Here is a 23,916-nt window from a genome sequence, read left to right as displayed (position 1 = left end):
GCTGCGCAACCTCAGATCGTGGCAATCGGTGTGACGGGCGAACCCACGGCGCCCGGCAGGCGCAGCGGCGGCGCAGTCAGCAAAAAGCGGTTGCGCTGCTGCGCATGCAAGGCTTCGGCCAGGTCTTTCAGGTACCACAGCTCGGCCAATGGCAGGCCCAGCTTGAACAAGCAATGGTGGTGAAGCGGCAGGATGGATTTTTTACCTGCGCGCTCGCGGGCCGGATAAGCCTCCACCGCATAGTTGTCGGCGCAGATGGCGGTAATGCCGCTGTCGCTCACCCAGTTGAGCAATTGCTCATCGGCACCGTCAAGCACGCTGCCGGTGTTGTGCAGCTTGTCGGCATCGGGCTTGCCGGCCATGTCTACCACTTCTTCGGCAAAACCGGTGCGCAGCACCAGCATGTCGCCGCGCTCCACCTGCACCTTGTCTTGGGCCATCACGGCCATCAGCTCCTGGTAGCCGATCAGCTGGCGTTGGCGGCCAAAGTGGCGCGTGAAATCCACCAGCACGCCACGGCCTTGCATGCCTTTGACGGCAAAGTTTTCGATACCCAGCTTGGTGGCGCCCATGGCCGGGCCGCCGCAGCAGCCGCCATCGGCGCTGTGCTCGTGGCCCGAATCGAGAATGTCTTTGCCTGCCTCGTAGCCGTTGTAGTACACCTTGCGCGGCTGGCCATTGCCGTCCACATCAAAGTACGCGCCCACGTGCGCCAGCGAATCCCATTGCGTGGAGTATTGCAGCGACATCAGCACCTGGTCGTCGCTGAGCACGTCGATCGACGACGGATCGAGCTTTTCCATGGGGAAGTTCATGTACGGAACGCCATCGCGCTCGGTGCCGCTCAAGCGCGGCGGTTTGCGGCGCGGGTTGAGCACCATGCCGCCGGGCAGATCCAGCGGCAGCGACAGGCAGAACACCTGGCCCTGCTGCACCTCGCGCACGCCTTTGAGCACTTGCTCAGCCGTCAGCAGGTTGACGCGGCCGAGCTGGTCGTTCTCGCCAAAATCGCCCCAGGTCGATCCTTCGGGTCGCTGTGTCCAACGTTTCATTTTTTGACTCCTAGTGTGTGTGTTTATTGCTTGGGTTGCTGCGCCGCTCAGGTCGCACCAATCGTGATACCGCCGCAGACAAAATGCGTCTGGCCGGTGACAAAGCCGCAGCGCTCGTCCAAAAAGTAAGCCACGGCATGCGCCACTTCTTCGGGTCTGCCCATGCGGCCCAATGGAATACCGGCCAGCAAGGCCTGCGTGCGCTCGTCGCCGGCCTGGTTCACCTGGGCAAAAAATTCGGTCTCTATCGGGCCGGGTGCAATGGCGTTTACCGTCACGCCGTGGCGCGCCAGCTCCAGCGCCCAGGTGCGCGTCATGCCGATCATTCCGGCCTTGGTCATGCTGTAGATGGTGCGGTCCTGCTTGCCCAGTGCGGCACGCGATGCGATGTTCAGCACACGCCCTTGCTTTTGCGCTTTCATGGCCGGAGCCAATGCCTGGGTAAAGCGGATAGCCACTTCGATATTCAGTTGCACGGCCTGGTACAGGTCTTGCGAATTCACTGTCTCCAAAGCGCCGCTGTGCACCAGGCCGACGTTGTTCACCAGGCCATAAAAGCTCTGCTCCTGGAGCTGCTCAGCCAAAAACTGCGCCACGGCCTGGTTGTCTGCCAAATCCAGGCTGTGGAACGCCATGCCCTGCGGCAGCTCGGCCGGCCGGGTGCGCGCCACGCCGGTGACGCGGTAGCCGTCTGCCACCAGGCGCTCACAAATCGCCCGGCCAATGCCTTTGCTGGCACCGGTTACCAGCACATGTTTTGCATCCATCGTTGTTCTCCCAAAAACAAACCGCTGCTGCGCATGCAGGCCAGATATGCCATTGCGCCAGCCGCTGAGGTCTGCGCGCATCTTATGCCGGACATCGCAAAAAGAGCATTAGTACAAACATCTATATATCTAGACTATTTGCATGCCAGAATTTAGTACCTGAACGTACGGCGCATTGGCTCCGGCGTGCCACCCATAAACAACCAGGAGACAAACACCATGACTGCATTCCGCCTCAAGCCTTTGGCCTTGCTGCTTTGCGCGCCCGTGCTGGCCAGCACGGTTTGGGCCGACACCTACCCCAACAAACCCATCACCTTGACCGTGGGCTACGGCGCCGGCGGCGGCACCGATGTCTGCAACCGTGTGCTCGCGCAAGATGTGGGCAAGCAGCTGGGGCAATCCGTGGTGGTGGACAACAAACCCGGCGCGGGCTCGTCGCTGTCAGTGAGCTACGCCATCCGCCAACGACCCGATGGCTACAGCATCGCCTCGCTCTCCACAGGCGCGCTGCTCAACCAGGTGCTCACGCCCAGCATCAAATACGACGTCACCAAAGACATCACGCCCATTGCCATGGTGGCGCAGTACCAGGTGGGCGTGCTGGTGCGGGCCGATTCGCCGTACAAAACCATGGCAGACCTGATCAAGGCATCGCAAGCCAGCAGCAAACCGCTGAGCTACAGCACGGCTGGCGTGGGCACGCCGCAGCACCTGACCTCGGAGCGCCTGGCCAAACAAGTGAACGTGCAGTGGGTGCACGCGCCCTATAAGAGCGGGCCGGAAACCATTACCGCCGTGCTGCGCGGCGATGTGGACTTTATGGCGCAAACCGCCGAATGGGTGCCCTATGCCCGCGATGGCCGCCTGCGCCTGCTGGCCGTGTATACCGAGCAGCGCATGGCCGGCTTTGATGCGCCCACCTTGAAAGAGCTGGGTTACGACCTGGTAGCGCCCAGCATTCTGGGCATTTACGGCCCGGCCAAAATGGAAGCCGGCACCGTCAAAAAATTGCAGGACGCTTTCCAGAAAGCCACGCAGACGCCCGAGTTCGCCAGCTGCGCCGACCAGTTTGGCCTGAAGCCCGACTTCAAGGACGCGGCCACTTTTGGCAATTTCTTGCAAGACACGCTGACCAGCTGGACACCGCTGCTCAAGCAATTTGCCACCAAGGACTGAGCCATGGGCAACACGAATCAGCCAACACCCAGCTGGCAGCACAGCTGGCTGGAATGGCCTTTTCTGGACGACGGCCACCGCCAGCTCGCCCCAGCTTTGCAAGCCTGGTGCGAGCAGCATCTGCAGACGGTGGATGAAACCGACCTGAACGCCGCTTGCCGCAGCCTGGTGCAAAAACTGGGGCAAGCCGGCTGGTTGCGCTACTGCGTGCCTGCCGGCGAGCAAGGCCAGTACGGCGGCGCGCTGCCAGCGCTGGATTCGCGCAGCCTGTGCATTCTGCGCGAAACCCTGGCCCAGCACCACGCGCTGGCAGACTTTGCCTTTGCCATGCAAGGCCTGGGCAGTGGCGCCATTTCGCTGGCCGGCACCGAGGCGCAAAAACAAGCCTACCTGCCAGCGGTGGCGCAAGGGCAGAAAATTGCGGCCTTCGCGCTGTCAGAGCCCAATGCCGGATCAGACGTAGCGGCACTCAGCTGCAGCGCTGTTCAGCAAGGCGAGAGCTATGTGCTCAACGGCCACAAAACCTGGATATCCAACGGCGGCATTGCCGATTTTTACTGCGTCTTCGCCCGCACCGATGCCAACGCTGGGTCGCGTGGCATCACCGCCTTCATCGTGGATGCGGACACGCCCGGCCTGGTGGTCGAGGAGATGATCGACGTGATCTCGCCCCACCCGCTGGCCACGCTGCGGTTTGACGATTGCCGCGTGTCTGCGAGCCAAATGCTGGGGCCGCTGAACGGCGGCTTCAAACTGGCCATGCAGACGCTGGACATTTTCCGCACCTCGGTCGCAGCCGCAGCCATTGGCTTTGCCCGCCGCGCACTAGCGCACGGCATGGCCTACGCCAGCCAGCGCCCCATGTTTGGCCAGCATCTGGCAGATTTTCAGCTGACGCAGGCCGCGTTTGGCGACATGGCCACCGCCATCGACCAAAGCGCCCTGCTCAGCTACCGCGCCGCCTGGGTGCGCGATGTGCAAAAGCGCGCGCCCACCGTAGAAACCGCCATGGCCAAAATGGCAGCCACCGAATCGGCACAACAGGTGATTGACCGCGCCTTGCAAATGCTGGGCGGCAAAGGCGTGGTGCGCGGCAGCACGCTGGAGCGGCTGTACCGCGACATCCGCTCGCTGCGCATCTACGAGGGCGCAACCGAGGTGCAAAAACTCATCATCGCGCGCGCCATCAGCCCGCCGCAGCGGGGCTGATGGCGCCAACGCAGCTACAGCCACCGCTGTTTCTCCCGCGCCACAAAACCGGCGCTGCACTTGCCTCGCAGCGCCGGGCCTGCCTACAATCGCGCCTTCTTCCGTTGCCTGGCAACGACCCTCTACACCCTCACCGCAAAGGAGCGAATCATGTCCGTATCGACCTCTTCCTTTGCAGTCGTGCGCATCTAATTTCTCCAGGCCTGGCGCGCCACGCGCCGCCTCCAAGCACGCTGCCGGAAACCCGTTAAAGCGCTGGTGCACGCCACCAGATCGCCAGGGTTTCGGCTGCGCGCCTGAATGCCTTGCCGGGCCCACCGCCCGCGGCCGAGATCGAACCGCCAACGACTGCCACCCCACAGTTTTTTCGGTATTGATTGAAGCAAAGGCTTGCCATGGGCAATTCCGCCATGAACACCTATGTACAGGTGTTCGCCAACCGCAGCGTCTGGATGGAAGACGCTGCCATTGAACAACTCCACACCACGGCGCGCAATCTGGGTGCCATCCGCGCAGCAGTCGGCCTGCCCGATCTGCACCCCGGCCGGGGCTACCCGGTGGGCGCTGCGTTTTTCTCGGTCGGGCATTTTTATCCGGCGCTCGTCGGCGGCGATATTGGCTGCGGCATGCAACTGCTGCAAACCAGTTTGGCCACGCACAAAACATCGCCCAGCAAGCTGGAAAAAGCGCTGGGCAACATAGACGGCGCACTGCCCGAACATGTGCTGAGCGAAGCCCTGCACGCGCAACTGCAGCAGATTGCAGAGCAAAGCGGCAGCGCCGATCTGCGCTACCTGCAGCAAACCCTGGGCACGATTGGCGGCGGCAACCACTTTGCCGAACTGCAAGCGGTAGACCAGGTTTACGAGGCCGGTGTGGTCGACAAAAAACGCTTGTACTTGCTGGTGCACAGCGGATCGCGCGGCCTGGGCGGCGAGATTCTGCGTCAGCATGTAGAGCGCTTCAGCCACAGCGGCTTGGCCGCTGACAGCGAGGCCGCTGCCCACTACCTGCGCCAACACGCAGCGGCCATTGCATTTGCACAACTCAACCGCCAGCAAATTGCGCAGCGCATATTGCGTGCGCTGCGCGAAGATGGCACGCCGCTGCTCGACATCACGCACAACCACGTCAGCCCTCACCACTGGCAAGGCCAGGCTGGCTACCTGCACCGCAAAGGCGCAACGCCGGCCGACCAAGGTTTGGTGGTGATCCCCGGCTCGCGGGGCGACTACAGCTACCTGGTGCGCCCCGCTGCCGACCGGCACGAAGCACTGGATTCGCTGGCCCACGGCGCTGGCCGCAAATGGGCACGCGGCGACTGCAAAGGCCGGCTCAAACCGCGCTTCACGCTGGACGCCTTGCAGCAAACCCGCTTTGGTAGCGCCGTGGTATGCGCCGACAAAGAGCTGGTGTACGAAGAAGCCCCGCAGGCCTACAAAGACGTGGATGGCGTAGTGGCCAGCTTGCAAGAGCTGGGCTTGCTGCAGCTGGTGGCGCGCCTGAAACCCGTGCTCACCTATAAGAAAGGAGCCATGCAATGCTGTTGATGCAATTGACTGCAGCGCACGGCCCGGCCGAATGCGAGCTTGCCGTGCAGCTGAGCTTGCGCGAGCTGCAACGCGCTTGCGAGCGCGCCAACATGCCGCTGGAAGTGCTGGAAGCCAACGCCACGCCGCATGGCTACCAGTCGCTGCTGCTGCGCTGCCCGCACCCGCAGGCAGCGGCTTGGTTTGCGCCTTGGCTTGGCACCATTCAGTGGGTTTTCAACAGCCCGCTGCGGCCGCACCACCGGCGCAAAAACTGGTTTGTGGCGCTGCAACTGTGCCCGCAGCCCGAGCAACTGCCGAGCGATGGTGAGATTGTTTTCAGCGCCTGCCGCGCCAGCGGCAAAGGTGGCCAGCATGTGAACACCACCGATTCGGCCGTGCACGCCTTGCATGTCGCCAGTGGCATTGCCGTCAAGGTGATGAGCGAGCGCAGCCAGCACGCCAACAAACGCCTGGCCCGCGAGCTCATCGCCCTGAAACTGGCCCAACGCCAAGCCGACACCACCCACCAAGCCCGCCAGCAACGCAGCCAGCAGCACTGGGCGGTAGAACGTGGGCTGCCGGTCATGGTGTTCCGAGGCTGAAAACAGCAAATACCAGTAAACAAAAAGCCGATGCATCGCTGCATCGGCTTTTTTAGTGATAACGCTGTGTGGAGCGTTACAGGCTTGGGCTACAGGCTCAGGCCTTGAGCACTGCCAGACCACCCATATAAGGACGCAGGGCTTCGGGCACGGTGATCGAGCCGTCGGCGTTCTGGTAGTTTTCCAGCACGGCCACCAGGGTGCGGCCTACGGCCAGGCCGGAGCCGTTCAGGGTGTGGACCAGCTCGTTCTTGCCTTGTGCGTTTTTGAAGCGGGCTTGCATGCGGCGGGCCTGGAAGGCTTCGCAGTTGCTGACCGAGCTGATTTCGCGGAAGGTGTCTTGCGCGGGCACCCAGACTTCCAGGTCGTAGGTTTTGGCCGAGCCAAAGCCCATGTCGCCGGTGCACAGGCTCATTACGCGGTAAGGCAGGCCGAGCTTTTGCAGCACGTCTTCGGCGTGGCGCGTCATTTGCTCCAGCGCTTCGTAGCTCTTTTCGGGGTGCACGATTTGCACCATTTCGACTTTGTCGAACTGGTGTTGGCGGATCAGGCCACGCGTGTCACGGCCCGACGAGCCAGCTTCCGAGCGGAAGCAAGGGCTGTGCGCGGTGAGCTTGATGGGCAGCTGGTCTTCGGCCAGCACTTCGTCGCGCACCAGGTTGGTGAGCGGCACTTCCGAGGTGGGGATCAGGTACAGCGCCGAGGTGTCCGGCACTGGCTCGGCATCTTGGCCGCCCTTTTTGGCAGCGAACAGGTCTTGCTCGAACTTGGGCAGCTGGCCGGTGCCTTTGAGCGAATCGCTGTTGACGATGTAGGGCACATAGCACTCGGTGTAGCCGTGCTCGTTGGTTTGCAGATCGATCATGAACTGCGCCAGCGCGCGGTGCAGGCGGGCGATCTGGCCCTTCATCACCGTGAAGCGGGCGCCGCTGAGCTTGACGCCGGATTCAAAGTCCAAACCCAGAGGCGTACCCAAATCAACGTGGTCTTTGATCTCAAAATCAAAGGCCTTGGGCGTGCCCCAGCGGCGCACTTCGACGTTGCCGGTTTCGTCGGCACCCACGGGCACCGATTCGTGTGGCAGGTTGGGCACGGCGGCCAGCATGGCTTGCAGCTCGGCCTGGATCTGATCGAGGCGCGTGGCCGATTGCTCCAACTCGGTTTTCATGGCCGCAACTTCGGCCTTGGCGGCTTCGGCTGCGTCTTTTTCGCCCTTGCCCATGAGCATGCCGATTTGCTTGGAGAGTTGGTTGCGCTTGCTTTGCAGCTCTTCGGTGCGGGTCTGGATGGTTTTGCGTTCGGCCTCCAGCGCCTTGAAGGCGTCCACATCCAGGAAAGCCTGGGGGTTTTTGCGGGTGAGCAGGCGGGCAACGACCGAGTCCAGGTCCTTGCGCAGTAGCTGAATATCTAGCATGGATTACCTCTTGCTGGTGCCCGCGCGCTGCGGCTGCGGGCATTGTTGTTTTTGCTGTGATGTCTGGGCTGCCAGGGCCTGCCGGTGGCGGGCTGGGGCAGCAGCGAATGGGTGAGAGTGTGTTTAGTGCCCCGTCTCCGGGGATCGGGCACTGATTTCGAGCCCGCCGACATCGATTTTCAGGCCCTTGGGCAGCGGGAATTTCACCGTTTCCTGGATGCCGTCCATCTTGCGCACCGAGGTGGCGCCCAGCGCCTTGATGCGGTCGATCACTTGCTTGACCAGCACCTCGGGCGCCGATGCGCCAGCCGTCAGGCCCACGCGGGCAATGCCGTCAAACCATTCGGGCTGCAGCTCTTCGGCGCTGTCGACCATGTAGCCGGGCGTGCCCAGTTTGACGGCCAGCTCGCGCAGGCGGTTGCTGTTGGAGCTGGTGGGGCTGCCCACCACAATGACCAGATCGACCTGCTGGCTCATCACCTTGACCGCGTCCTGGCGGTTTTGTGTGGCGTAGCAAATGTCTTGCTGTTTGGGTTCGCGAATCTGTGGAAAGCGTGCTTTGACCGCTGCGGTAATGGCCGCTGCGTCGTCCACCGACAAGGTGGTTTGCGTGACCACGGCCAGCTTTGCGGTCTGCTTGGGCGCAACATGCGCCACGTCTTCAACGTCTTCCACCAAGTGGATGCCTTCGGACAGCTGGCCCATGGTGCCTTCGACCTCAGGATGGCCTTTGTGGCCGATCATGATGAATTCGTAGCCTTCTTTGGCGAGTTTGGCCACTTCGACGTGGACCTTGGTGACCAGCGGGCAGGTGGCATCAAAAATGCTGAAACCGCGGCGCTCGGCCTCTTGCTGCACGGCCTTGCTCACGCCGTGGGCCGAGAAGATCAAGGTGGCGCCGGGCGGCACGTCGTCCAGCTCTTCTATAAAGATGGCGCCCTTGGCCTTGAGGTCGTTGACCACATAGGTGTTGTGCACGATCTCGTGGCGCACGTAGATGGGCGCGCCAAATTTCTCGATGGCGCGCTCGACGATCTCGATGGCCCGGTCCACACCCGCGCAAAAACCGCGCGGTTCGGCCAGAACTATTTCTTGCGGCCGCAGCATGCTCAGAGCACCCCGATCAGGCGGACTTCAAAGGTCACCGGCTGGCCAGCCAGCGGGTGGTTGAAGTCGAACTGCACCGCACCTTCGGCGCCCACTTGCAACGCCACGCCGGCGTAGGTGCCCATGCCGTCGGGCGTGGGAAACTGCACCACATCGCCCTGGGTGTATTGCTCGTGAGGGTCGCCCAGCTCGTTGAGCAGCTTGCGGGCCACCCATTGCACCATCTCGGGGTTGCGCTCGCCAAAGGCTTCGCCAGCGGGTACGTGGAAGGTCGTGTGCGTGCCCTCGGGCAGGCCGAGCAGCAGGTTCTCGACGGCGGGCGAAAGCTCGCCAGCGCCCAGCGACAAGGTGGCAGGCTTGCCGTCGAAGGTGTTGATCACATCGCCTGCCGGGCCGGCCAGGCGGTAATGCAAGGTCAGAAAAGAGCCGGGTTGTACCACGGGCGCATCGGTAGGCAGCGGCGTCACGGGGGCCATCGGAGTAGTCATGCAAATCCCTATAAACTGGGCCGTATTGTAGGTTGTAGGGTGAAACCCCTGCACCGGAAAGAGCACGCCATGTCCCTCAAAGACCTGCCCAAGGGCAGCCAGCCCCGCGAAAAACTCCTGGAGCGCGGCCCCGAGGCCTTGTCAGACGCCGAATTGCTGGCCATTGTGCTGCGCACCGGCATGGCAGGCAAAAGCGTGCTGCAGTGGGCCGACGAGCTGCTGGCCAGCCGCACGGCCGACACGCCCAACGGCTTTGGCGGCCTCTCCGGGCTGCTGCGCGCCAGCACCGCCGATCTGGCCCGGGTCAAAGGCCTGGGGCCGGCCAAGCGCACCTTGCTGGTGGCCGTGCTGGAGCTGGCCCGCCGTGCGCTGGCGCAGCAACTGCAGGAAAGCCCGGTGCTGGACAGCGCCGCCACGGTCAAAGCGTATTTACAGTTGCATTTGGCCCACAAGGCGCACGAGGTGTTTGCCGTGCTGTTTTTGGACAGCCAGAACCAGCTGATTGCGTTGGAAGAGCTGTTTCGCGGCACGCTCAGCCAGACCAGCGTATACCCCCGCGAAGTGGTGCTGCGGGCGCTGCACCATCACTGTTCGGCGGTGATTTTGGCGCACAATCACCCCAGCGGCCAGGTGCGGCCGAGCGCGTCGGACCGGCAACTGACGCACACGCTCAAAGCCGCGCTGGCCCTGGTCGACGTGAACGTGCTGGACCATATCATTGTTGCGCCCGGCGCAGCGCTGTCGATGGCCGAGGAAGGTGAAATGTGAGCAAACAGGAGAAAGCAGCAGCGGCTGCATCTCTGCGAGATTTGAAGCAGCTGCGCAAGGCGCTGACGGCTTTCCAAAGCGAACAGGCTGCCCAGCGCCAGGCACAGGAGCAAGCGCGCCAGCAGGCACTGCGCCAGGCCGAGCGCGACCGCCAGCTGTTCCGCCAGACCGTGGGCGCCGTGCGCCCCTTGCCCAACAACAACCACGCCGCCGCCGGCCAACTGCCGCCCGACCCACTGCCGCGCCAGCACTGGGCCGACGAAGAGCGCGTGCTGCAAGAGGCGATGAGCGACGAGTTCGACGCCAGCACCTTGCTCGATACCGATGAGCAACTGAGTTTTCGCCGCAAAGGCATTGGCCGCGACGTGGTGCACAAGCTGCGCGCCGGCCACTGGAGCATTCAGCGCCAGATCGATCTGCACGGCCTGCGCACCGACGACGCCCGCGAGGCGCTGGGCACCTTCATCCGCCAAGCCCACCGCCAAGGCCTGCGCTGCGTGCGCGTGGTGCACGGCAAAGGCCTGGGCTCGCCCGGCCGCATGCCAGTGCTCAAAGGCCGGGTGCACAGCTGGCTGGTACAGAAAAACGAGGTGCTGGCCTTTGTGCAAGCCCGCCCGGCCGAAGGCGGGGCCGGTGCCTTGGTAGTGCTGCTGCGGCCAGCGCAAGCAGCGCAAACTGCGGTTTCGGTGGCCGACGCCTTGCTGCAATTGCAAGCCCTGGCCGCCGCCGAGCAAGCCACGCCCGCGCCCAACCCGGTGGCCGAGCAAGTGGAGTTCTGGGCCGCGCAGTTTCGCAGCGCCCGACGCAAACCTTGAAGCGTTTTTGCGCTAAAAGCAGCAGCATCGGCAGCGGCTGCAAACCCAACTGCTGCGCCCAGCCTCAGGCACCTTTGCTTGCCAGCGGCAGCTCTGAAGTAAAAGGGTTGACCCAGCGCTTGTCCGGGTCTTGCAAGGGCATGGCCTCTTTGGCTTCGCCGTAGATGCGCTCGATCCGCTCTTCCAGCGTGGGGTGGGAGGCCAGCCAATCTTTGCCGCCCAGGTGCCAAAGATCGTGCAGCGCATGTACGTCTTCACTGTCGACCAGCAGCATGTGCGCAATCAGCGGCGCCTGCATGCCCCGGGCGCGGCCGATGGGAGCCATGGCAGCGGCTTGCGCCGGGTAGTCTTGCTGCCACAGCGCCTTGCGCAAGGCGCAGCCCAGGCCTTCGGGGTTGCGCGTCCACTGCAGGGCGCGGGCATCGGCAAGGTATTCGCGCTGGCGTGATACCGCTGCCTTCAGCGCCTGGCCGGCCAGCCAGCCGAGCCAGCCCACGGCCATCAAGGGCAGGCCAAACACCGGCATGCCCCGGTCCAGCCATTCCTCGCCGTAGTTGAAGAGCATTTCCAGCCCGAACACGTAGCCGGCCAGCTCCATGTTCAAGCGCGTGTCGCCCTCGTGCAGGTGCGATATTTCGTGCGCCACCACGCCTTTGAGCTCGTCGCGGTTGAGGTATTCGAGCGCGCCCATTGAGACCACGAGCACCGAATCCTGCGGCTCCCAGGCGGCGGCAAAGGCGTTCAACGCCATGTCGCGGGGCAACACCATGATCTGCGGCACGCGCGCGCCAGCGGCCACACACACCTCTTGCACGATGTTGAGCAAGCGCTGCTCGTTGTGCGAGATGCTGGGCCGCAGCTCACGTGCGCCCAGCTTTTTGGCCAGGTAAACGCCGCCATGCTTGAGGTTGCTGCGCTGGATCCAGGCGCCGCCGATCACCATCAGGCTGACGATGCCGATGTTCGTGGCCAAAAAGCCGCCGGGGTAGTTCACCGCCACCTCGCTCAGCGTGAGCTTGCTGGTGGCCACCATCAGCAGCGCCGGCACCCAGAACACCAGCGCCAGCAGCAAATGCACGCCCGCGCCAATGCCCAGCACCAACAGCAAAAAGGCCCCTAACAGGCCTGTGGTGCTGCGCCGTGCGGCGGTTTGAAAATCCCAGAACTTCATGGTGGCAGGATCAAAAGGCGGGCCGCTGGCGCGGGCTGCAGTGCAAGGTTTCGGAAGAGCGCCCGCTGGCAGGCAAGCGCTTTAAAACTGGACCCGCACCACTTCGCGCTCCTGCGCATTTTGCGTGGACTGCAACATGGGCATGGCATGAAAGCCGAGCACCGCCGCCACCACAATCGCCGGGAAAGCCTTGGTGGCGTTGTTGAACTCCAGCACCTGGTCGTTATAGGCCTGGCGCGCATAGCCGATACGGTTTTCAGTGCTGCCCAGCTCTTCGCTGAGCGAGCGCATGGTTTCGTCGGCTTTCAGATCAGGGTAGCTCTCGGTCAGCACCATCAGGCGGCCCAGTGCACCGCCCAGTGCGCCCTCAGCGGCCACCACGGCTTCGGCCACTTCGGGCTTGCCGGGAGCCGAGCGCATGGCGGTGGCGGCAGCCTGGGCCTGGCTGCGGGCACGGATCACCGCTTCGAGGGTTTGCGATTCGTGTTCCAGGTATTTTTTGGCCACCGCCACCAGGTTGGGGATCAGGTCGTAGCGGCGTTTGAGCTGCACATCAATTTGCGCCAAGGCGTTGGCCGTGCGGTTGCGCAGCTCCATCAGCCGGTTGTAGACCGCGATGGCCCACACCAGTAAAACGGCTAGCACCACCAATACAACAATCCATTGGATTTCCATAAGCCCTCTTCTCTCTCTGTTTTTTAGTGATCCGGACATTATGGCCGGAACCGTTCAAACACCCAATTCCGGCCCCGCCGGCAGGCGAGAACTGGGCAAGCGGACGCCCAAAAGCATGACTTATGTCAATCAACCTTGCTGCAGGCAGCGAGCACTCACACGCCCTTGTTGCGCATCCAATCGGCGGTCTGAAAAAAACTTTGGCGCAGGCGCTCGCGCAACGCCGCATCTACACCGGTATCGCCCATGGCCTGGTCCATGCAGGCCAGCCACTGGTCGCGCTCCAGAATGCCAATGGCAAACGGCATGTGGCGCATGCGCAGGCGCGGGTGGCCAAAGCGGCTGACATAGTGGTCTGGCCCGCCGAGCCAGCCGCACAGAAACCAGAACAGCTTGTCGCGCGCCTCGTCCAGGCTGCTGCCGTGCACGGCGCGCAGCTCCTGGTAGGCGGGCTCCAGGTCCATCAGGTCATAAAAACGGTCGGCCAGCGCGCGGACTTTGTCCTCGCCACCGATCCAGGCGAAAGGGGTATCGAAAGGGGGTTTTTCTTGGATTTGCATGGCTTGGCGCTCCAGCAACGCGCTGCTCAGCGGCATGGCGGCACTAGAAGGATTCAAAAACAAAAGAATTGCCAGCGCTTATGTTTAAAGCGCCAGCAGCTATCAAAAACATACTAGCCTATTATTCGGCGGCTTCGCGCAGCGTGACCACCACCGGGCGCTGCAACACTTCGCGCAAGCCCCACCAGCCCGCCAGCAAAGCCAGCACCGCGCCCACCACGCCACCGGCCAGCGGCACCCACCAACGTGGCACCCAGGCAAAGTCAAACACATACTGCGCCAGCGCCCAGCCAATACCCACGGCCACCACGCTGGCCAGCACGCCAGCGAGCAAGCCGATGCCGGCCAGCTCAGCACGCTGCACGCGGCGCAAAAGTTGCCCTTGCGCGCCCAGCGCTCGCATGATGGCGAACTCGCGCGCCCGCTCTTCCCGCGTGGCGGTGATCGATGCAAACAGCACCACCAGACCCGCCGCGAGCGTGAAGCCGAACAAGAACTCCACAGCGCGAATCACCTGGTCCAGCACGCGCTGCAACTGCGCTACCGTGGCGCGCAGATCGACATTGGTGATGTTGGGAAACTCGCGCACCAGGGCGTTGTCAAAGCCCGCCATATCGGGTGCGCGGTAAGCCGCCAGGTAGGTGACGGCCACGTTCTCCACCTGGTCGAGCGGGTAGATGACAAAGAAGTTGGCGCGCATCGAACCCCAATCCACTTTGCGCAGGCTGGTGATGGTGCTCTCGCGCTGCACGCCGCCCATGTCGAAAAGCAGCTTGTCGCCCATCTTCAGGCCCAGGGTTTTGGCAATGCCCTCTTCCACGCTGACGCCTTGCGCATCGCCCGCCTGCCAGGCGCCCGCCACGATCCGGTTGTTCTCGGGCAATTGCGTGGTGTGCGATACGTTGAATTCGCGGTCGACCAGGCGCTTGGCGCGGTCTTCGCTGTAGTCTTGCGGGCCCACCGGCTTGCCGTTGATCTGCACCAGGCGGCCGCGCATCATTGGGTACCAGTCCACCTTGTTGATGCCGGCCTTGCCCAGCGCGGCGCGGAAAGCCTCCGCCTGGTCGGGCATGATGTTGATGACAAAGCGGTTCATCGCATCGGGCGGCGTGGTTTGGCGCCAGGTCTGGATCAGATCGGTGCGCAGCAGCACCAGCAGCACCAGCGCCATCAGGCCCACGGCCAAGCTGCTGATCTGCACCACCGCAAACACTGGCCGCGCCGCAACCTGGCGCGTTGCCAGCACCAGCCACTGCGGCGCACTGGCCTCGTGCACACTGCGGCGCAATACGGCAATGGCCACGGCACTGAGCAAGGCGAACAGCAGCACGGCAGCCGCAAAACCGCCAACGGCAATGCCGCCCAGTTTCCAATCGCCGCTCACCAGCATCAACAAAGCAGCAAAACCGGCTATGCCCAGCAGCAATACCGAGACCGAAGCGGGCCTCAGCGCGCCCAGATCGCGCCGCAATACGCGCAGCGGTGGCACCTTGGCCAGCTGCAAAACCGGCGGCAAACCAAAGGCCAGCAACAAGGTGAGCCCCATGCCCAGGCCCACACCCACCGGCGCCCAACTGGCCGCCGGCAATTGCACCGACAGCAGGCCCGCCATCAGCGCGATGAAGAGGTAGTGCAAGCCAAAACCCAAAGCCACGCCCAGCACGCTGGCAACCAGGCCTACGGCAAAAAACTCTACCCAGTAAGCGCCGGCAATGGCACGCTGGCCCAAGCCCAGCACGCGCAACAACGCCGCGCCGTTGAGGTGCGCGTTGGCAAAAGTGCGGGCGGCCAAAGCTACCGCCACTGCCGCCAGCAAAGCCGCGAGCAAGGCCACCAGGTTGAGGAATTTCTGCGCCCGCTCCAAAGTCTGCTCCATCTCGGGCCGGCCGCTTTGCAGCGATTCCACGCGTACGCCGTGGCTCTCGGGCAGCTTCACCTGTTGTTCGGCCCAGCGCAAAAACTGCGCGGCCGGCTCGGGCGCGCCCGCCACGGCATAGCGATAGATAAGGCGGCTCGCCGGTTGCACCAGGCCGGTGGCGGCCAGGTCATCCCAGTGCAGCATCACCCGCGGCGCAAAGCCCAGAAAGCCGGCACCCCGATCAGGTTCTACGCTGATGATGCGCGCCACCACAAAAGCCTTGTCGCCCAGCCACAGCTGTGCGCCAGCCTTCAATCCCAGGGCTTCGAGCAAACCGGCATCCACCCAGGCCTCGCCCCGGGCGGGAATGCCGCCTGCAGCAGCATCAGCCGTATCGGGCGCAGTGGCAATGCGCAATTGGCCACGCAAGGGATAGCCGGGCTGCACGGCTTTGAGGCCCACCAAACGGGTTTCGCCGCCATCAGCATCGTCAGCCCGCGCCATGGTGGGGAAACTGACCGTGGCCACGCCCTGCAAGCCCAGCTGCGCGGCCTGCTGCACGTACTGCGCGGGCGTGGCGTTGTCGCTCACTATCACCACATCGCCGCCCAGCAACAGGCTGGCATCGCGTGCCAGGCCCGCTTGCAGGCGGTCTGAAAAAAAGCTCACCGAGGTGAGCGCCGCCACGGCCAAAGCCACCGCTACCAGCAGCAAGCGCAGCTCGCCCGCGCGCCAATCCCGAACCAGGTTGCGCCAACCGAGCGCGAATATGTTGTGTCCCATACGGCAAACATACCTGAACTGCACAAAGCCCCAGGCTGCGCCAGCCTGTTTTGCGCTGGTGGCGGCGGCACGCTGGCAACTGTTAGCGCAGGCCATGCTGCGCTGCGATTGCCGTCTCCGTCTCAGGCTGCCGACTGCCGCCCTGTCATGCCGTCCGGGCCTGGCAACCCGAACCTTCGGCTCAGCAGGCTTTGTCCGACATGGCTGCGGCTGTTTGTCTGACAGCAGGCCGGCCAGGCGCTGCCAAGCCATCGCCTACACTGCGCGAATAGCGAAAAACAGCGGAGGTGAAGCATGACAGATCTGGCAGTGCCGGTTGGCAACAGCGACCACATCCTCGGCAAAGCCGATGCCAAGCTGGTGCTGGTCGAATACGGCGATTACCAGTGCCCTTACTGCGGCAAAGCCTACCCGGTGGTCAAGCAGATTGCCCAGCAGTTTGCCGACCAGGTATGCGTGGTGTTCCGCAACTACCCATTGGCCCAATCGCACGCCCAGGCGCTGCCCGCCGCCGTGACTGCCGAGTTTGCCGCGCAGCACGGCAAGTTCTGGCAGGCACACGATGCCTTGTACGAAAACCAGCACTCGCTGGGCCCGGCCCTCTATGTAGACCTGTTGCAATCGCTGCAGTTGCCGGTGGAAGAGTTCAAGACCGCGATCGAGAACCACGCATTCGAAACCAAGATCCGTGCCGATATTGACAGCGGCAACCGCAGCGGCGTCAACGGCACGCCAGCCTTCTTCATCAACGGCCAGGCCTTCCAGCCACGCGGCGGTTTTGACGATCTGGCCCGCCACGTGGAAGCACTGCTCAAAGGCTGAGCGCTCTGCGCCCTCCAGGCCAACGCCTGTCGCCTAACGGTGGCAGGCGTTTTTTATTAGCTATGCATAATAGAAAAACAAAAGCCGTCAGCTATTAAACCAATGAGGGAAACACCATGGCCATTCGTACTAACTTGCCGCTTCAACGCGCTGGCAGTGCCTGGGCGCTGGGCTTGCTCTGTGCCTTGGGGGCCACGCCGCTGTGGGCACAAACCAGTGGCGTCAGCACCGGCGGCTGCGAGGTGTTTGCATCGGGCCGGCTGGGCAGCAGCGACTACGTCCCCAACTACCAGGGGGGCTGTAAAAATGGCATGGCAGAAGGCCAAGGCACCGCGACCTGGCGCATCCGCCATGCGCCCGATGCGGCGCCGGTGCAATGGCAAGGCCGTTTCAGCCAAGGCGTTTTTCTGGCCGAGGCGCAAACCGTGGGCGCCCAGCGCATTCCGCGCAACAGCCACCGCGTGCTGCTCGATCTGGGCCCGCTGAGCGCGCCTGCGGGCGCCCAACCCGGCCGCCTGTGGGCAGAAAGCCAAGTCGACGGCAAGCTGCCCGCCTCGGCCTGCCAGCCTTATACGCTGCAGGTATCGGCCAACGGCAGCCTGGCCGACGACGCGCTGGCCAAAGCCTGGCTCGACCAAGCCTACAGCCGCTGGCTGGCCATCTGCCCGCAAGCGGCAGAAACGCTCAAAGGGCGCAACTTGGCGATCAAGCTGCACCAGGGCACGGACTGGAAGCCCGACAGCTACGGCAACCTGCCCAACGCCGTGGTGGAAGCCAGCAAATCCTTCGGCACTTCGTCCAACGACAAAGCCAAAGAATGGACGAGCTACCGCAACACAGCCGCCCAACAAGTGGCCCAGACCAAGCGGGAGCAAGACGACAAGAGCGCGTTGCAAGCCAACCAGGAGCGCATCCAGGCCTTCGCCCGCAAAACCGGCGCCCGCCAGCTGGTGCCGCTCGAAGCGCTCAGAAACAACCCTTTCCGCTTTGGCGAGCAGCCGATTTTGGTAGCAGTGCGCCTGACCGCCGCCCGCACCCCGACTGAGGCCGTGGTGCAACCGGCCAAGCGTGACCGCGGCGACTGGTCCCGCGTGCTGGTGCGCGGCCCAATTGCCGAGTGGGACGACCAGGGCCGCATCGCCGCTGTGCGCGTCAAAGGCCGCTCCACCGATACCGACACCGACGGCGCCGTGGTACTGGAGTTGCTGGACAACCAGCGCTGCAAAGAATGGGATTGCGAAGACTATCTGCTGATGCCGGGCAAGCGCTGGTTGCGGGATGAAGCACTGAGTGACCAAGGCGCCGCGCCCTTGGCCAAACAGTAGCAGTGCAGCCATCCCTGGCGAACCAAGGCATGGCCGCCATACGCCATCAGCTTGCCGTGGCAAGCTCGCGCAAAGCCTCGGGCCGGTAGGCGCCCAGATGGCGCAGAATTGCGGTCCAGTCCAGCAAGCCTTCCTCGATCGACTGCAGCCGGAAGAACTCGTTGGGCGCGTGCACATCTTCGTCGGGCAGGTTGTGCCCGAACATCAAGGTGTCGATGCCCAGCGTCTCTTTGAAGATGCTGGTAATCGGCACCGATGCTCCCAGGCGCACAGGCACGGCTGCCTGCCCGGTGCGCGCCAGCAAGGCCTTGGCCGCAGCCTCGACCAGCGGGTGCTCTGCGCTCAAACTGGAGGCCGGCGCCCCGATAGTCACCTGACCCCAGCGAAGTTGAACGCCTGCGCGCAGCCGGCTTTGCAAATGCGCCATCACACTTTGCATGGCTTCGGCCGGGTCTTGGCCGGGCACAACACGAATCGACAACTTGGCATGCGCCTCGCTCGGAATGATGGTCTTGCCGCCCTCCCCCGTGTAGCCGCCCCACATGCCGTTCACGTCGATGCAAGGGCGCAAGGTGACGCGTTCGCGCAAGCTGAAACCGGCCTCGCCGTAATTGCAGCCCGCCACTTCCGAGACAAATTCCTCCTCAGAAAACGGCAGTACGGCCACCTGGCGCCGCTCCTCGTCCGACAAAGGCTTTACCCCGGCATAAAAACCTGCGACGGCCACTGAACCATCCTCGTGATGCAACGAGGCCAGCAGGTTCGACAACTCATGCAGCGCATTGCGCACCGCGCCGCCATAGCGCCCCGAATGCAGGTCTTTGCTCGCCGTTTGCAGCGTGAGTTCGGCCATGGCATTGCCGCGGGCGCCCACATTGATGCTGGGGTGCGTAGCGCTCACGCGGCCGCCATCCGCAGACAGCATGGCGTCTGCTGCCAGCAGCTCGCGGTAGCGAGAAATGATGTTGCGCAGCGACGGGCTGCCCACTTCTTCCTCGCCCTCCAGAAAAACTTTGATATTGACCGGGCACTGCTTCTCCACAGCCAAGAAGGCGCGAACCGTCTCCAACGCAATCGTGGTGGCGCTTTTCACATCGGATGCCCCGCGCGCGTAGATGCAGTTGCCGACCACCGTGGGCTCGAAAGGCGGCGTGCGCCACTGCTCGAACGGGTCGGCTGGCTGCACGTCGTAATGCCCGTAGATGATGATGGTGGGCCGGCCCGGCGCATGGCACCACTGCCCGAACAGCGCCGGAGCACCACCGCCATCGAGCTCTTGCACCTGCTCCAGGCCCATGTCGCTCAGGCGGGCGCGCAGGTAATCGCGGGCACGTTGCATGTCCGGCAGAAATTGCGGATCGGTAGAAACGCTGGCAATGCGCAAATAATCGAAAAGCCAATCATGGATGGCAGGCAGTGCTTCGAACAAATGCCGGGTAACCGGGTCTTGCCGGGCTTGGGTTGTCAAATCCAGGGGGGTCATGCTTATTCCGCTTGGTAGTCGATGGATTTCACAAGCGCCGACAGTCTTTCTATCTCCGTCTTGTAAAACAAGGTATTTTCTTGCGAGGATTTTTCTGCAAAAATAATCTTGGATTGCGCTTCCAACGTTTTTCTTGCAGTGGCATCCTGCATTCCCGCATAAATAGCCGAGCGCAGCTTCTCCATAATATCTGGCGGCGTTCCTTTTTTTGCCATATAAGCGGTCCAAATGGTGTAATTAAAGCCATTCATGGTTTTTGATTCATTGACGCTGGGCACCTGGGGCAAAGCCTCCAAACGCTTGGGCTCCAAGGTGGCAATGATTTTCAAACGCCCTTCGCGCTGCAAATCCAGGTAGTTCGCTTGCATGGGCAAAAACGCAAAATCTATTTGCCCGCCGGCCAACTCGGCCAGCAGGGGAGCACCGCCTTTGTAGGGCACATGCGTCAATGCGATCTGGGAGCGGCTGCCAAATGCCGCGCCCACCAAATGGATCATCGAGCCCACACCGCCCGAGCCATAAGCCAGCGGCGTCTGGGCCTTTTTGCCCAGGGCCACCAACTCGTCAATGCTGGCCACCGGCAAATCGCCGCGTGTCACCAGGATGTAGGGGGAAATGGCCACCGGCGCCAGCATCTCGAAATCCTGGGGCTTGTACTTGACCGCCTTGTTCGTCAGGCCCGCCAGAATTAGCTCGTTGGGCGAGCCCTGAAAAATATAGGCTCCGTCTGCCGGTGCATTCAAGACCTTGGCCGCGCCGATGGCGCCATTGGCACCGCCGAGGTTCTCGGTGATGACGGTGCCTGACAAAGCTTTGGCGATGGGCCCTTGCAGAGCACGCGCCGTGATATCGCTGGCGGCCCCGGCCGGGTACGGCACCATGATCGCCACTGGTTTGCTCGGATAGTTGCTGCTTTGCGCAGAGACGCCGTTCGAAAACGCCGCCATTGCAACCAGAATCGACATGACCGCCTTACGCATCTGCTGCCTCCTTGATTGATGTGCAGCGATCGTAGGGCTCGCCTTATGATGTGTCTACTGCATTGTAATTATTCAAATGATGCGCCTGATGCATAATAAAAGCCATGAACCTGCAGCAGCTCAAACACCTGGTCGCCCTGATAGACACCGGCTCCTTTTCCAAGGCTTCCGAGAAGGTATTCCTGTCGCAGCCCGCGCTCAGCCGCAGCGTGCAGGCCTTGGAGGAAGAGCTCGGCGCGGTCTTGATCGACCGCATTGGCAAGCGCAACGAAGCCACCGAGCTCGGCCGTCTGGTGGCCGAACGCGCCAGAAAAGTGCTGCTGGAGGTGGAAGACATTCGGCGCGAGGCCGAGCTGCAAGCCCAAGGCTGCCACGGCGCAGTTCGGCTGGGGCTGGGTGCCGCGCCCAGCGCCTTGCTGTCGGCAGAGCTGATGCGTTTTTTGCTGGAGCAGCATCCCAAAATCAAGCTGAAACTGGTGCGCGGCTCCACCCCCACGCTGCTGCATTTGTTGCGCGAGCGCGAGATTGATGGCTTTGTGGTCCATGAGCGTACCTTGGGTGCCGATGTGCGCGATCTGCAAGTCTCCCGGCCCCACACCCTGACATCCGGTTTTCTTTGCCGGCCAGACCACCCACTGCGCGAGCGGCCCAGCGCCAGCCTGGCAGACATCTGCCGCTACCCCATCATCTCTACCGGCCTGAGCCCCGAGGCCACCAAGCTCCTGTCCAAAACCGGCAACCCGCTGCATTTTGAAAGCGAGGATGTGCCCTACCTTTTTCAAACCGCCTGCAACACCCATGCCATCTTGCTGGGCGTGCAGGCCTTTCTCAGTCTTAATACCGAGCACAAAGCATTAACTGCCCTGCAAATGCAGCCGCCCCAAACCTTGTCAGCCAATTTTGTCTTTGTCGAGCTATTGGGTAGAAGCGCCAGTACCCCCATGCGCATCGTCAGCGATTTTTGCCATTCAGTATTTCAGCGCTACGAATAAAACCTGGCGCTCCGCATAAATGCAGGTACCTCATGCTTCAAATGAGAACAATGCATTAGACGCCACGCTCTCCCCATTTCTAAAATCCCATCGCTCCAACCGTGGCTGAATCACGGCCTCGAGAGTATGGAGTGGCCGTGCATTCAATCACTGAAGCGCTGCAGTTTCACAAAAAAGAGATGGAGACGAAATGAAATCTATTGCCAGTTTTCTCTGTTTGGGTGCATGGATTCTGAGCGGTTGCGGCTCCGGCCATGAGACCTCCAGCACCCGGATTGAAACCCGGGAAGGGCCAGTCGAAGGGGTGATCGAAGCGGGGCTGATGGCTTTCAAAGGCATCCCTTATGCGCAAGCGCCGGTGGGCGCCTTGCGCTGGCAGGCGCCGCAAAAACCGTTGCGTCGCCAGCAAGTGCTGAGCGCCAATACCTATGCGTCCGCGTGCATTCAAACCACGAGCTCTGCCGCAGGCACAACGACTCCGGCCACCGAAGGCCCAGCTGAGCTGGCTGGCGCATTTCCGCCACCGGCCTCCGCCTCTGAAGATTGCCTCTATCTGAATGTCTTCAAGCCCGCAGCAGCAAGCGCTGGCGCCCGGCTTCCGGTTTTGGTTTATGTGCATGGTGGCGCCTTCACCCAGGGCTCGGGAGAAGGGGATTTCAGTGCCCTGGTCCAGCAAGGCGTGCTGGTGGTGAGCATCAATTACCGCTTGGGTGCGCTGGGCTACCTGGTCGACAGCGAAATCGCCAAGGGCGACAGCCAGGCAGCCTTCGGCAACTTCGGCTTGCGGGACCAGATTGCCGCGATCGACTGGGTCCACGACAACATCGCGGCATTTGGTGGCGATCCCCAACGCATGACCTACTGGGGCACATCTGCTGGCGCCACTTCCGGCTTTTCCGTGCTTCAGTCGCCCTTGAGTAAAGGGCTGCTCGCCGCAGCGGTGCTGCAAAGCGGCGGCGGTGGCAGCTACTCCAATCCCAGCATTGAGCAATCTGCCAAAGCTGGCTCAGCGCTGGTGAAAAAACTCCAGTGCGATAGCGCACCAGACAGGGCGGCCTGCCTGCGCGCGGTACCTGCTGCGGACATTCTGGCTGCGCAAGACAATGTTCGCTGGCGCCCTACGGTCGATGGCGTAGTGCTGACCCACGCTCCAGCACAAGCATTTGAAAGCGGCAACTTCAACCACGTACCGGTCATACTGGGCGGCGTGCGCGACGAAGGCACCTTGTTCTCCACGCCGGCTTTGCCTGCGAGCTACTACGCCTCCGCTGTCTCCAGTTTGATCTCGCTGTCGGGGGCGAGCGCAGAAACTGCCTTGCACGACTATCCCCTCAGCGCCTTCTCTTCACCCGGAATGGCGTTTGCCCGTGTGCAGGGCGATGCCTTGTACGCCTGCGGTAACGCTGCGCGTGGCGACGCTCTGTCGCGCTGGGTCCCTGTCTACAGCTATGAATTTACCGACCCCGCAAAGTCATTCCCTGCCGAGCCTGCAGCCTACTATTACGGCACATTCCACGGTTACGACTCTCTCTACTGGTTTGGCACCCGCAATGCAGCTACGGTCGACGCACAGCGCCTGTCGCTGCAAAACGCCATGCTCGAGTATTTGCTGCAATTCATCCGCACCGGCAACCCGAATCGCCAGGAAGGGACACAGGTACCCTGGCCACGCTATTCGCAAAGCAGCCCCACGGTGCAAGCCTTGACCATCCCGCAGATCGCGCCACGCACGGACTTCAAAGCCGTCCACCGTTGCGACTCCACCTGGGCCGCCCCCCAGCTTCCGGCGGGCTTTTTCTAGTGCCTCCATTCCACAAAGACCATCTACCCACCGGCGGAACCGGCTAAGCGTCGAGTTTTACGGCAAGCGCTCGCCATCATCCGGATGCCTTGCTGCGACTTGCCGCGCTGGAGCAACCTGAGCGATCAGGCGCTTACCAGGTCGGCAAAGTGCGCTGCAAAATCCCCGCTCGCACCGGCGGCATTCAGATGGTCAAAGTACTCATACCAGCCGCTGGCCTGAATGCCTGCCAACAGGCCAGCGCGTGCTTGTGGATTGGGGAAACGCCAAACGCCAAGAAAGCGGTGTTCGCTGGATTGATCGATTCCCGGCTCCACCTTGGCCAACGTCAGCACCTCAACACCCATGCTGGACAACGCGCCCATGGCATCCTGAATCCCTTGCAAAAACTGATGGCGATTTTCAGCAGACAGTGCCGTCCAACGGGCGTTGGGCGTATAGAGTTCGACGAGATAGTGAGACATGGCTTCCTCCTGAAAGCTTGGTGGTAAATTCGCGGCGCTCGCATGCAAATGCGGTTTACTGCTTAACAC

21 protein-coding genes and 1 pseudogene are annotated in these 23,916 nt (G+C 62.6%); 10 read left to right on the top strand and 12 right to left on the bottom strand.

What is annotated here, in order from left to right; translation table 11 throughout:
- Positions 1-11 precede the first annotated feature (11 nt).
- Both ACFIQF_RS12155 and ACFIQF_RS12150 read right to left on the bottom strand, forming a co-directional pair.
- Positions 12-1,052 carry a cyclase family protein gene (locus tag ACFIQF_RS12155; RefSeq protein ID WP_393943133.1) on the bottom strand — a complete coding sequence of 347 codons (1,041 nt, stop codon included), beginning with the start codon at positions 1,050-1,052 and terminating at the stop codon, positions 12-14.
- A 47-nt stretch (positions 1,053-1,099) separates the two neighbouring features.
- The gene (locus ACFIQF_RS12150; RefSeq protein WP_393943131.1) at positions 1,100-1,819 is read right to left on the bottom strand and encodes an SDR family oxidoreductase; all 720 of its coding nucleotides are present in this window, start codon (positions 1,817-1,819) and stop codon (positions 1,100-1,102) included.
- Between the two features lie 219 nt (positions 1,820-2,038).
- On the opposite strand from ACFIQF_RS12150, the gene ACFIQF_RS12145 reads away from it, so the two are divergent.
- The 4 genes from ACFIQF_RS12145 to prfH all read left to right on the top strand — a co-directional run bounded on the left by ACFIQF_RS12145 (position 2,039) and on the right by prfH (position 6,341).
- A complete protein-coding gene (locus ACFIQF_RS12145) occupies positions 2,039-2,998 on the top strand; it encodes a tripartite tricarboxylate transporter substrate binding protein (protein WP_393943130.1) in 960 nt (319 codons plus the stop codon).
- Positions 2,999-3,001: 3 nt separating this feature from the next.
- Positions 3,002-4,207 (top strand): acyl-CoA dehydrogenase family protein, encoded by a 1,206-nt coding sequence (locus ACFIQF_RS12140; RefSeq protein ID WP_393943128.1) that lies wholly within the window; start codon positions 3,002-3,004, stop codon positions 4,205-4,207.
- A gap of 395 nt (positions 4,208-4,602) precedes the next feature.
- Positions 4,603-5,757 (top strand): RNA ligase RtcB family protein, encoded by a 1,155-nt coding sequence (locus tag ACFIQF_RS12135; protein ID WP_393943126.1) that lies wholly within the window; start codon positions 4,603-4,605, stop codon positions 5,755-5,757.
- Positions 5,748-6,341 (top strand): peptide chain release factor H, encoded by a 594-nt coding sequence (gene prfH, locus ACFIQF_RS12130; RefSeq protein WP_393943124.1) that lies wholly within the window; start codon positions 5,748-5,750, stop codon positions 6,339-6,341. Before ACFIQF_RS12135 ends, prfH begins: the two co-directional genes overlap by 10 nt.
- A 97-nt stretch (positions 6,342-6,438) precedes the next feature.
- Here prfH and serS read toward each other — a convergent pair whose 3' ends face one another.
- The 3 genes from serS to ACFIQF_RS12115 form a co-directional block, all read right to left on the bottom strand.
- Positions 6,439-7,755, bottom strand: a complete 1,317-nt coding sequence (gene serS / locus ACFIQF_RS12125; RefSeq protein WP_393943123.1) for a serine--tRNA ligase — start codon at positions 7,753-7,755, stop codon at positions 6,439-6,441.
- Between the two features lie 123 nt (positions 7,756-7,878).
- A complete protein-coding gene (gene ispH / locus ACFIQF_RS12120; protein WP_393943121.1) occupies positions 7,879-8,862 on the bottom strand; it encodes a 4-hydroxy-3-methylbut-2-enyl diphosphate reductase in 984 nt (327 codons plus the stop codon).
- 2 nt (positions 8,863-8,864) lie between these two features.
- Positions 8,865-9,350, bottom strand: coding sequence for an FKBP-type peptidyl-prolyl cis-trans isomerase (locus ACFIQF_RS12115; RefSeq protein ID WP_393943119.1), 486 nt, complete (start codon positions 9,348-9,350; stop codon positions 8,865-8,867).
- Between the two features lie 69 nt (positions 9,351-9,419).
- Here ACFIQF_RS12115 and radC point away from each other — a divergent pair, with 69 nt between their 5' ends.
- Both radC and ACFIQF_RS12105 read left to right on the top strand, forming a co-directional pair.
- A complete protein-coding gene (radC, locus tag ACFIQF_RS12110; RefSeq protein WP_393943117.1) occupies positions 9,420-10,118 on the top strand; it encodes a RadC family protein in 699 nt (232 codons plus the stop codon).
- Positions 10,115-10,783 (top strand): annotated as a pseudogene (locus ACFIQF_RS12105) (Smr/MutS family protein); the annotation flags it as partial. The gene radC and the pseudogene ACFIQF_RS12105, both read left to right, overlap by 4 nt.
- 214 nt (positions 10,784-10,997) lie before the next feature.
- Here ACFIQF_RS12105 and ACFIQF_RS12100 read toward each other — a convergent pair.
- The 4 genes from ACFIQF_RS12100 to ACFIQF_RS12085 all read right to left on the bottom strand — a co-directional run bounded on the left by ACFIQF_RS12100 (position 10,998) and on the right by ACFIQF_RS12085 (position 15,980).
- On the bottom strand, positions 10,998-12,104 hold the full coding sequence (locus ACFIQF_RS12100; protein WP_393943115.1) for a M48 family metalloprotease: 1,107 nt from the start codon (positions 12,102-12,104) through the stop codon (positions 10,998-11,000).
- Between the two features lie 81 nt (positions 12,105-12,185).
- A complete protein-coding gene (locus tag ACFIQF_RS12095) occupies positions 12,186-12,779 on the bottom strand; it encodes a LemA family protein (protein ID WP_393943114.1) in 594 nt (197 codons plus the stop codon).
- Positions 12,780-12,934: 155 nt separating this feature from the next.
- Complete coding sequence (locus ACFIQF_RS12090; RefSeq protein ID WP_393943112.1) at positions 12,935-13,339, bottom strand: group II truncated hemoglobin; 405 nt, start codon at positions 13,337-13,339, stop codon at positions 12,935-12,937.
- Between the two features lie 121 nt (positions 13,340-13,460).
- Positions 13,461-15,980, bottom strand: coding sequence for an ABC transporter permease (locus ACFIQF_RS12085; protein WP_393943110.1), 2,520 nt, complete (start codon positions 15,978-15,980; stop codon positions 13,461-13,463).
- A gap of 294 nt (positions 15,981-16,274) precedes the next feature.
- Between ACFIQF_RS12085 and ACFIQF_RS12080 the strand changes: the two genes are divergently transcribed.
- Both ACFIQF_RS12080 and ACFIQF_RS12075 read left to right on the top strand, forming a co-directional pair.
- Positions 16,275-16,802 (top strand): DsbA family protein, encoded by a 528-nt coding sequence (locus ACFIQF_RS12080; protein ID WP_393943108.1) that lies wholly within the window; start codon positions 16,275-16,277, stop codon positions 16,800-16,802.
- A 116-nt stretch (positions 16,803-16,918) separates the two neighbouring features.
- On the top strand, positions 16,919-18,127 hold the full coding sequence (locus ACFIQF_RS12075; RefSeq protein WP_393943106.1) for a hypothetical protein: 1,209 nt from the start codon (positions 16,919-16,921) through the stop codon (positions 18,125-18,127).
- Between the two features lie 46 nt (positions 18,128-18,173).
- Here ACFIQF_RS12075 and ACFIQF_RS12070 read toward each other — a convergent pair whose 3' ends face one another.
- Positions 18,174-19,610, bottom strand: coding sequence for a dipeptidase (locus ACFIQF_RS12070; protein WP_393943104.1), 1,437 nt, complete (start codon positions 19,608-19,610; stop codon positions 18,174-18,176).
- Between the two features lie 2 nt (positions 19,611-19,612).
- Positions 19,613-20,575 carry a tripartite tricarboxylate transporter substrate binding protein gene (locus ACFIQF_RS12065; RefSeq protein WP_393943103.1) on the bottom strand — a complete coding sequence of 321 codons (963 nt, stop codon included), beginning with the start codon at positions 20,573-20,575 and terminating at the stop codon, positions 19,613-19,615.
- A 119-nt stretch (positions 20,576-20,694) separates the two neighbouring features.
- Here ACFIQF_RS12065 and ACFIQF_RS12060 point away from each other — a divergent pair, with 119 nt between their 5' ends.
- Positions 20,695-21,582: a LysR family transcriptional regulator gene (locus tag ACFIQF_RS12060; RefSeq protein WP_393943101.1), complete on the top strand. Its 888-nt coding sequence runs from the start codon at positions 20,695-20,697 to the stop codon at positions 21,580-21,582.
- A 190-nt stretch (positions 21,583-21,772) separates the two neighbouring features.
- Positions 21,773-23,383 carry a carboxylesterase/lipase family protein gene (locus ACFIQF_RS12055; RefSeq protein WP_393943100.1) on the top strand — a complete coding sequence of 537 codons (1,611 nt, stop codon included), beginning with the start codon at positions 21,773-21,775 and terminating at the stop codon, positions 23,381-23,383.
- Positions 23,384-23,508: 125 nt separating this feature from the next.
- Here ACFIQF_RS12055 and ACFIQF_RS12050 read toward each other — a convergent pair whose 3' ends face one another.
- The gene (locus ACFIQF_RS12050) at positions 23,509-23,895 is read right to left on the bottom strand and encodes a DUF6616 family protein (protein ID WP_393943099.1); all 387 of its coding nucleotides are present in this window, start codon (positions 23,893-23,895) and stop codon (positions 23,509-23,511) included.
- Positions 23,896-23,916 lie beyond the last annotated feature (21 nt).

The sequence above is a fragment of the Comamonas trifloxystrobinivorans genome, assembly GCF_043359985.1.
Taxonomy (GTDB): Bacteria; Pseudomonadota; Gammaproteobacteria; order Burkholderiales; family Burkholderiaceae_C; genus Comamonas; species Comamonas trifloxystrobinivorans.
The sequence above is the reverse complement of the archived record's forward strand: the minus strand, read 5'-3'. Positions and strand labels throughout refer to the sequence as shown.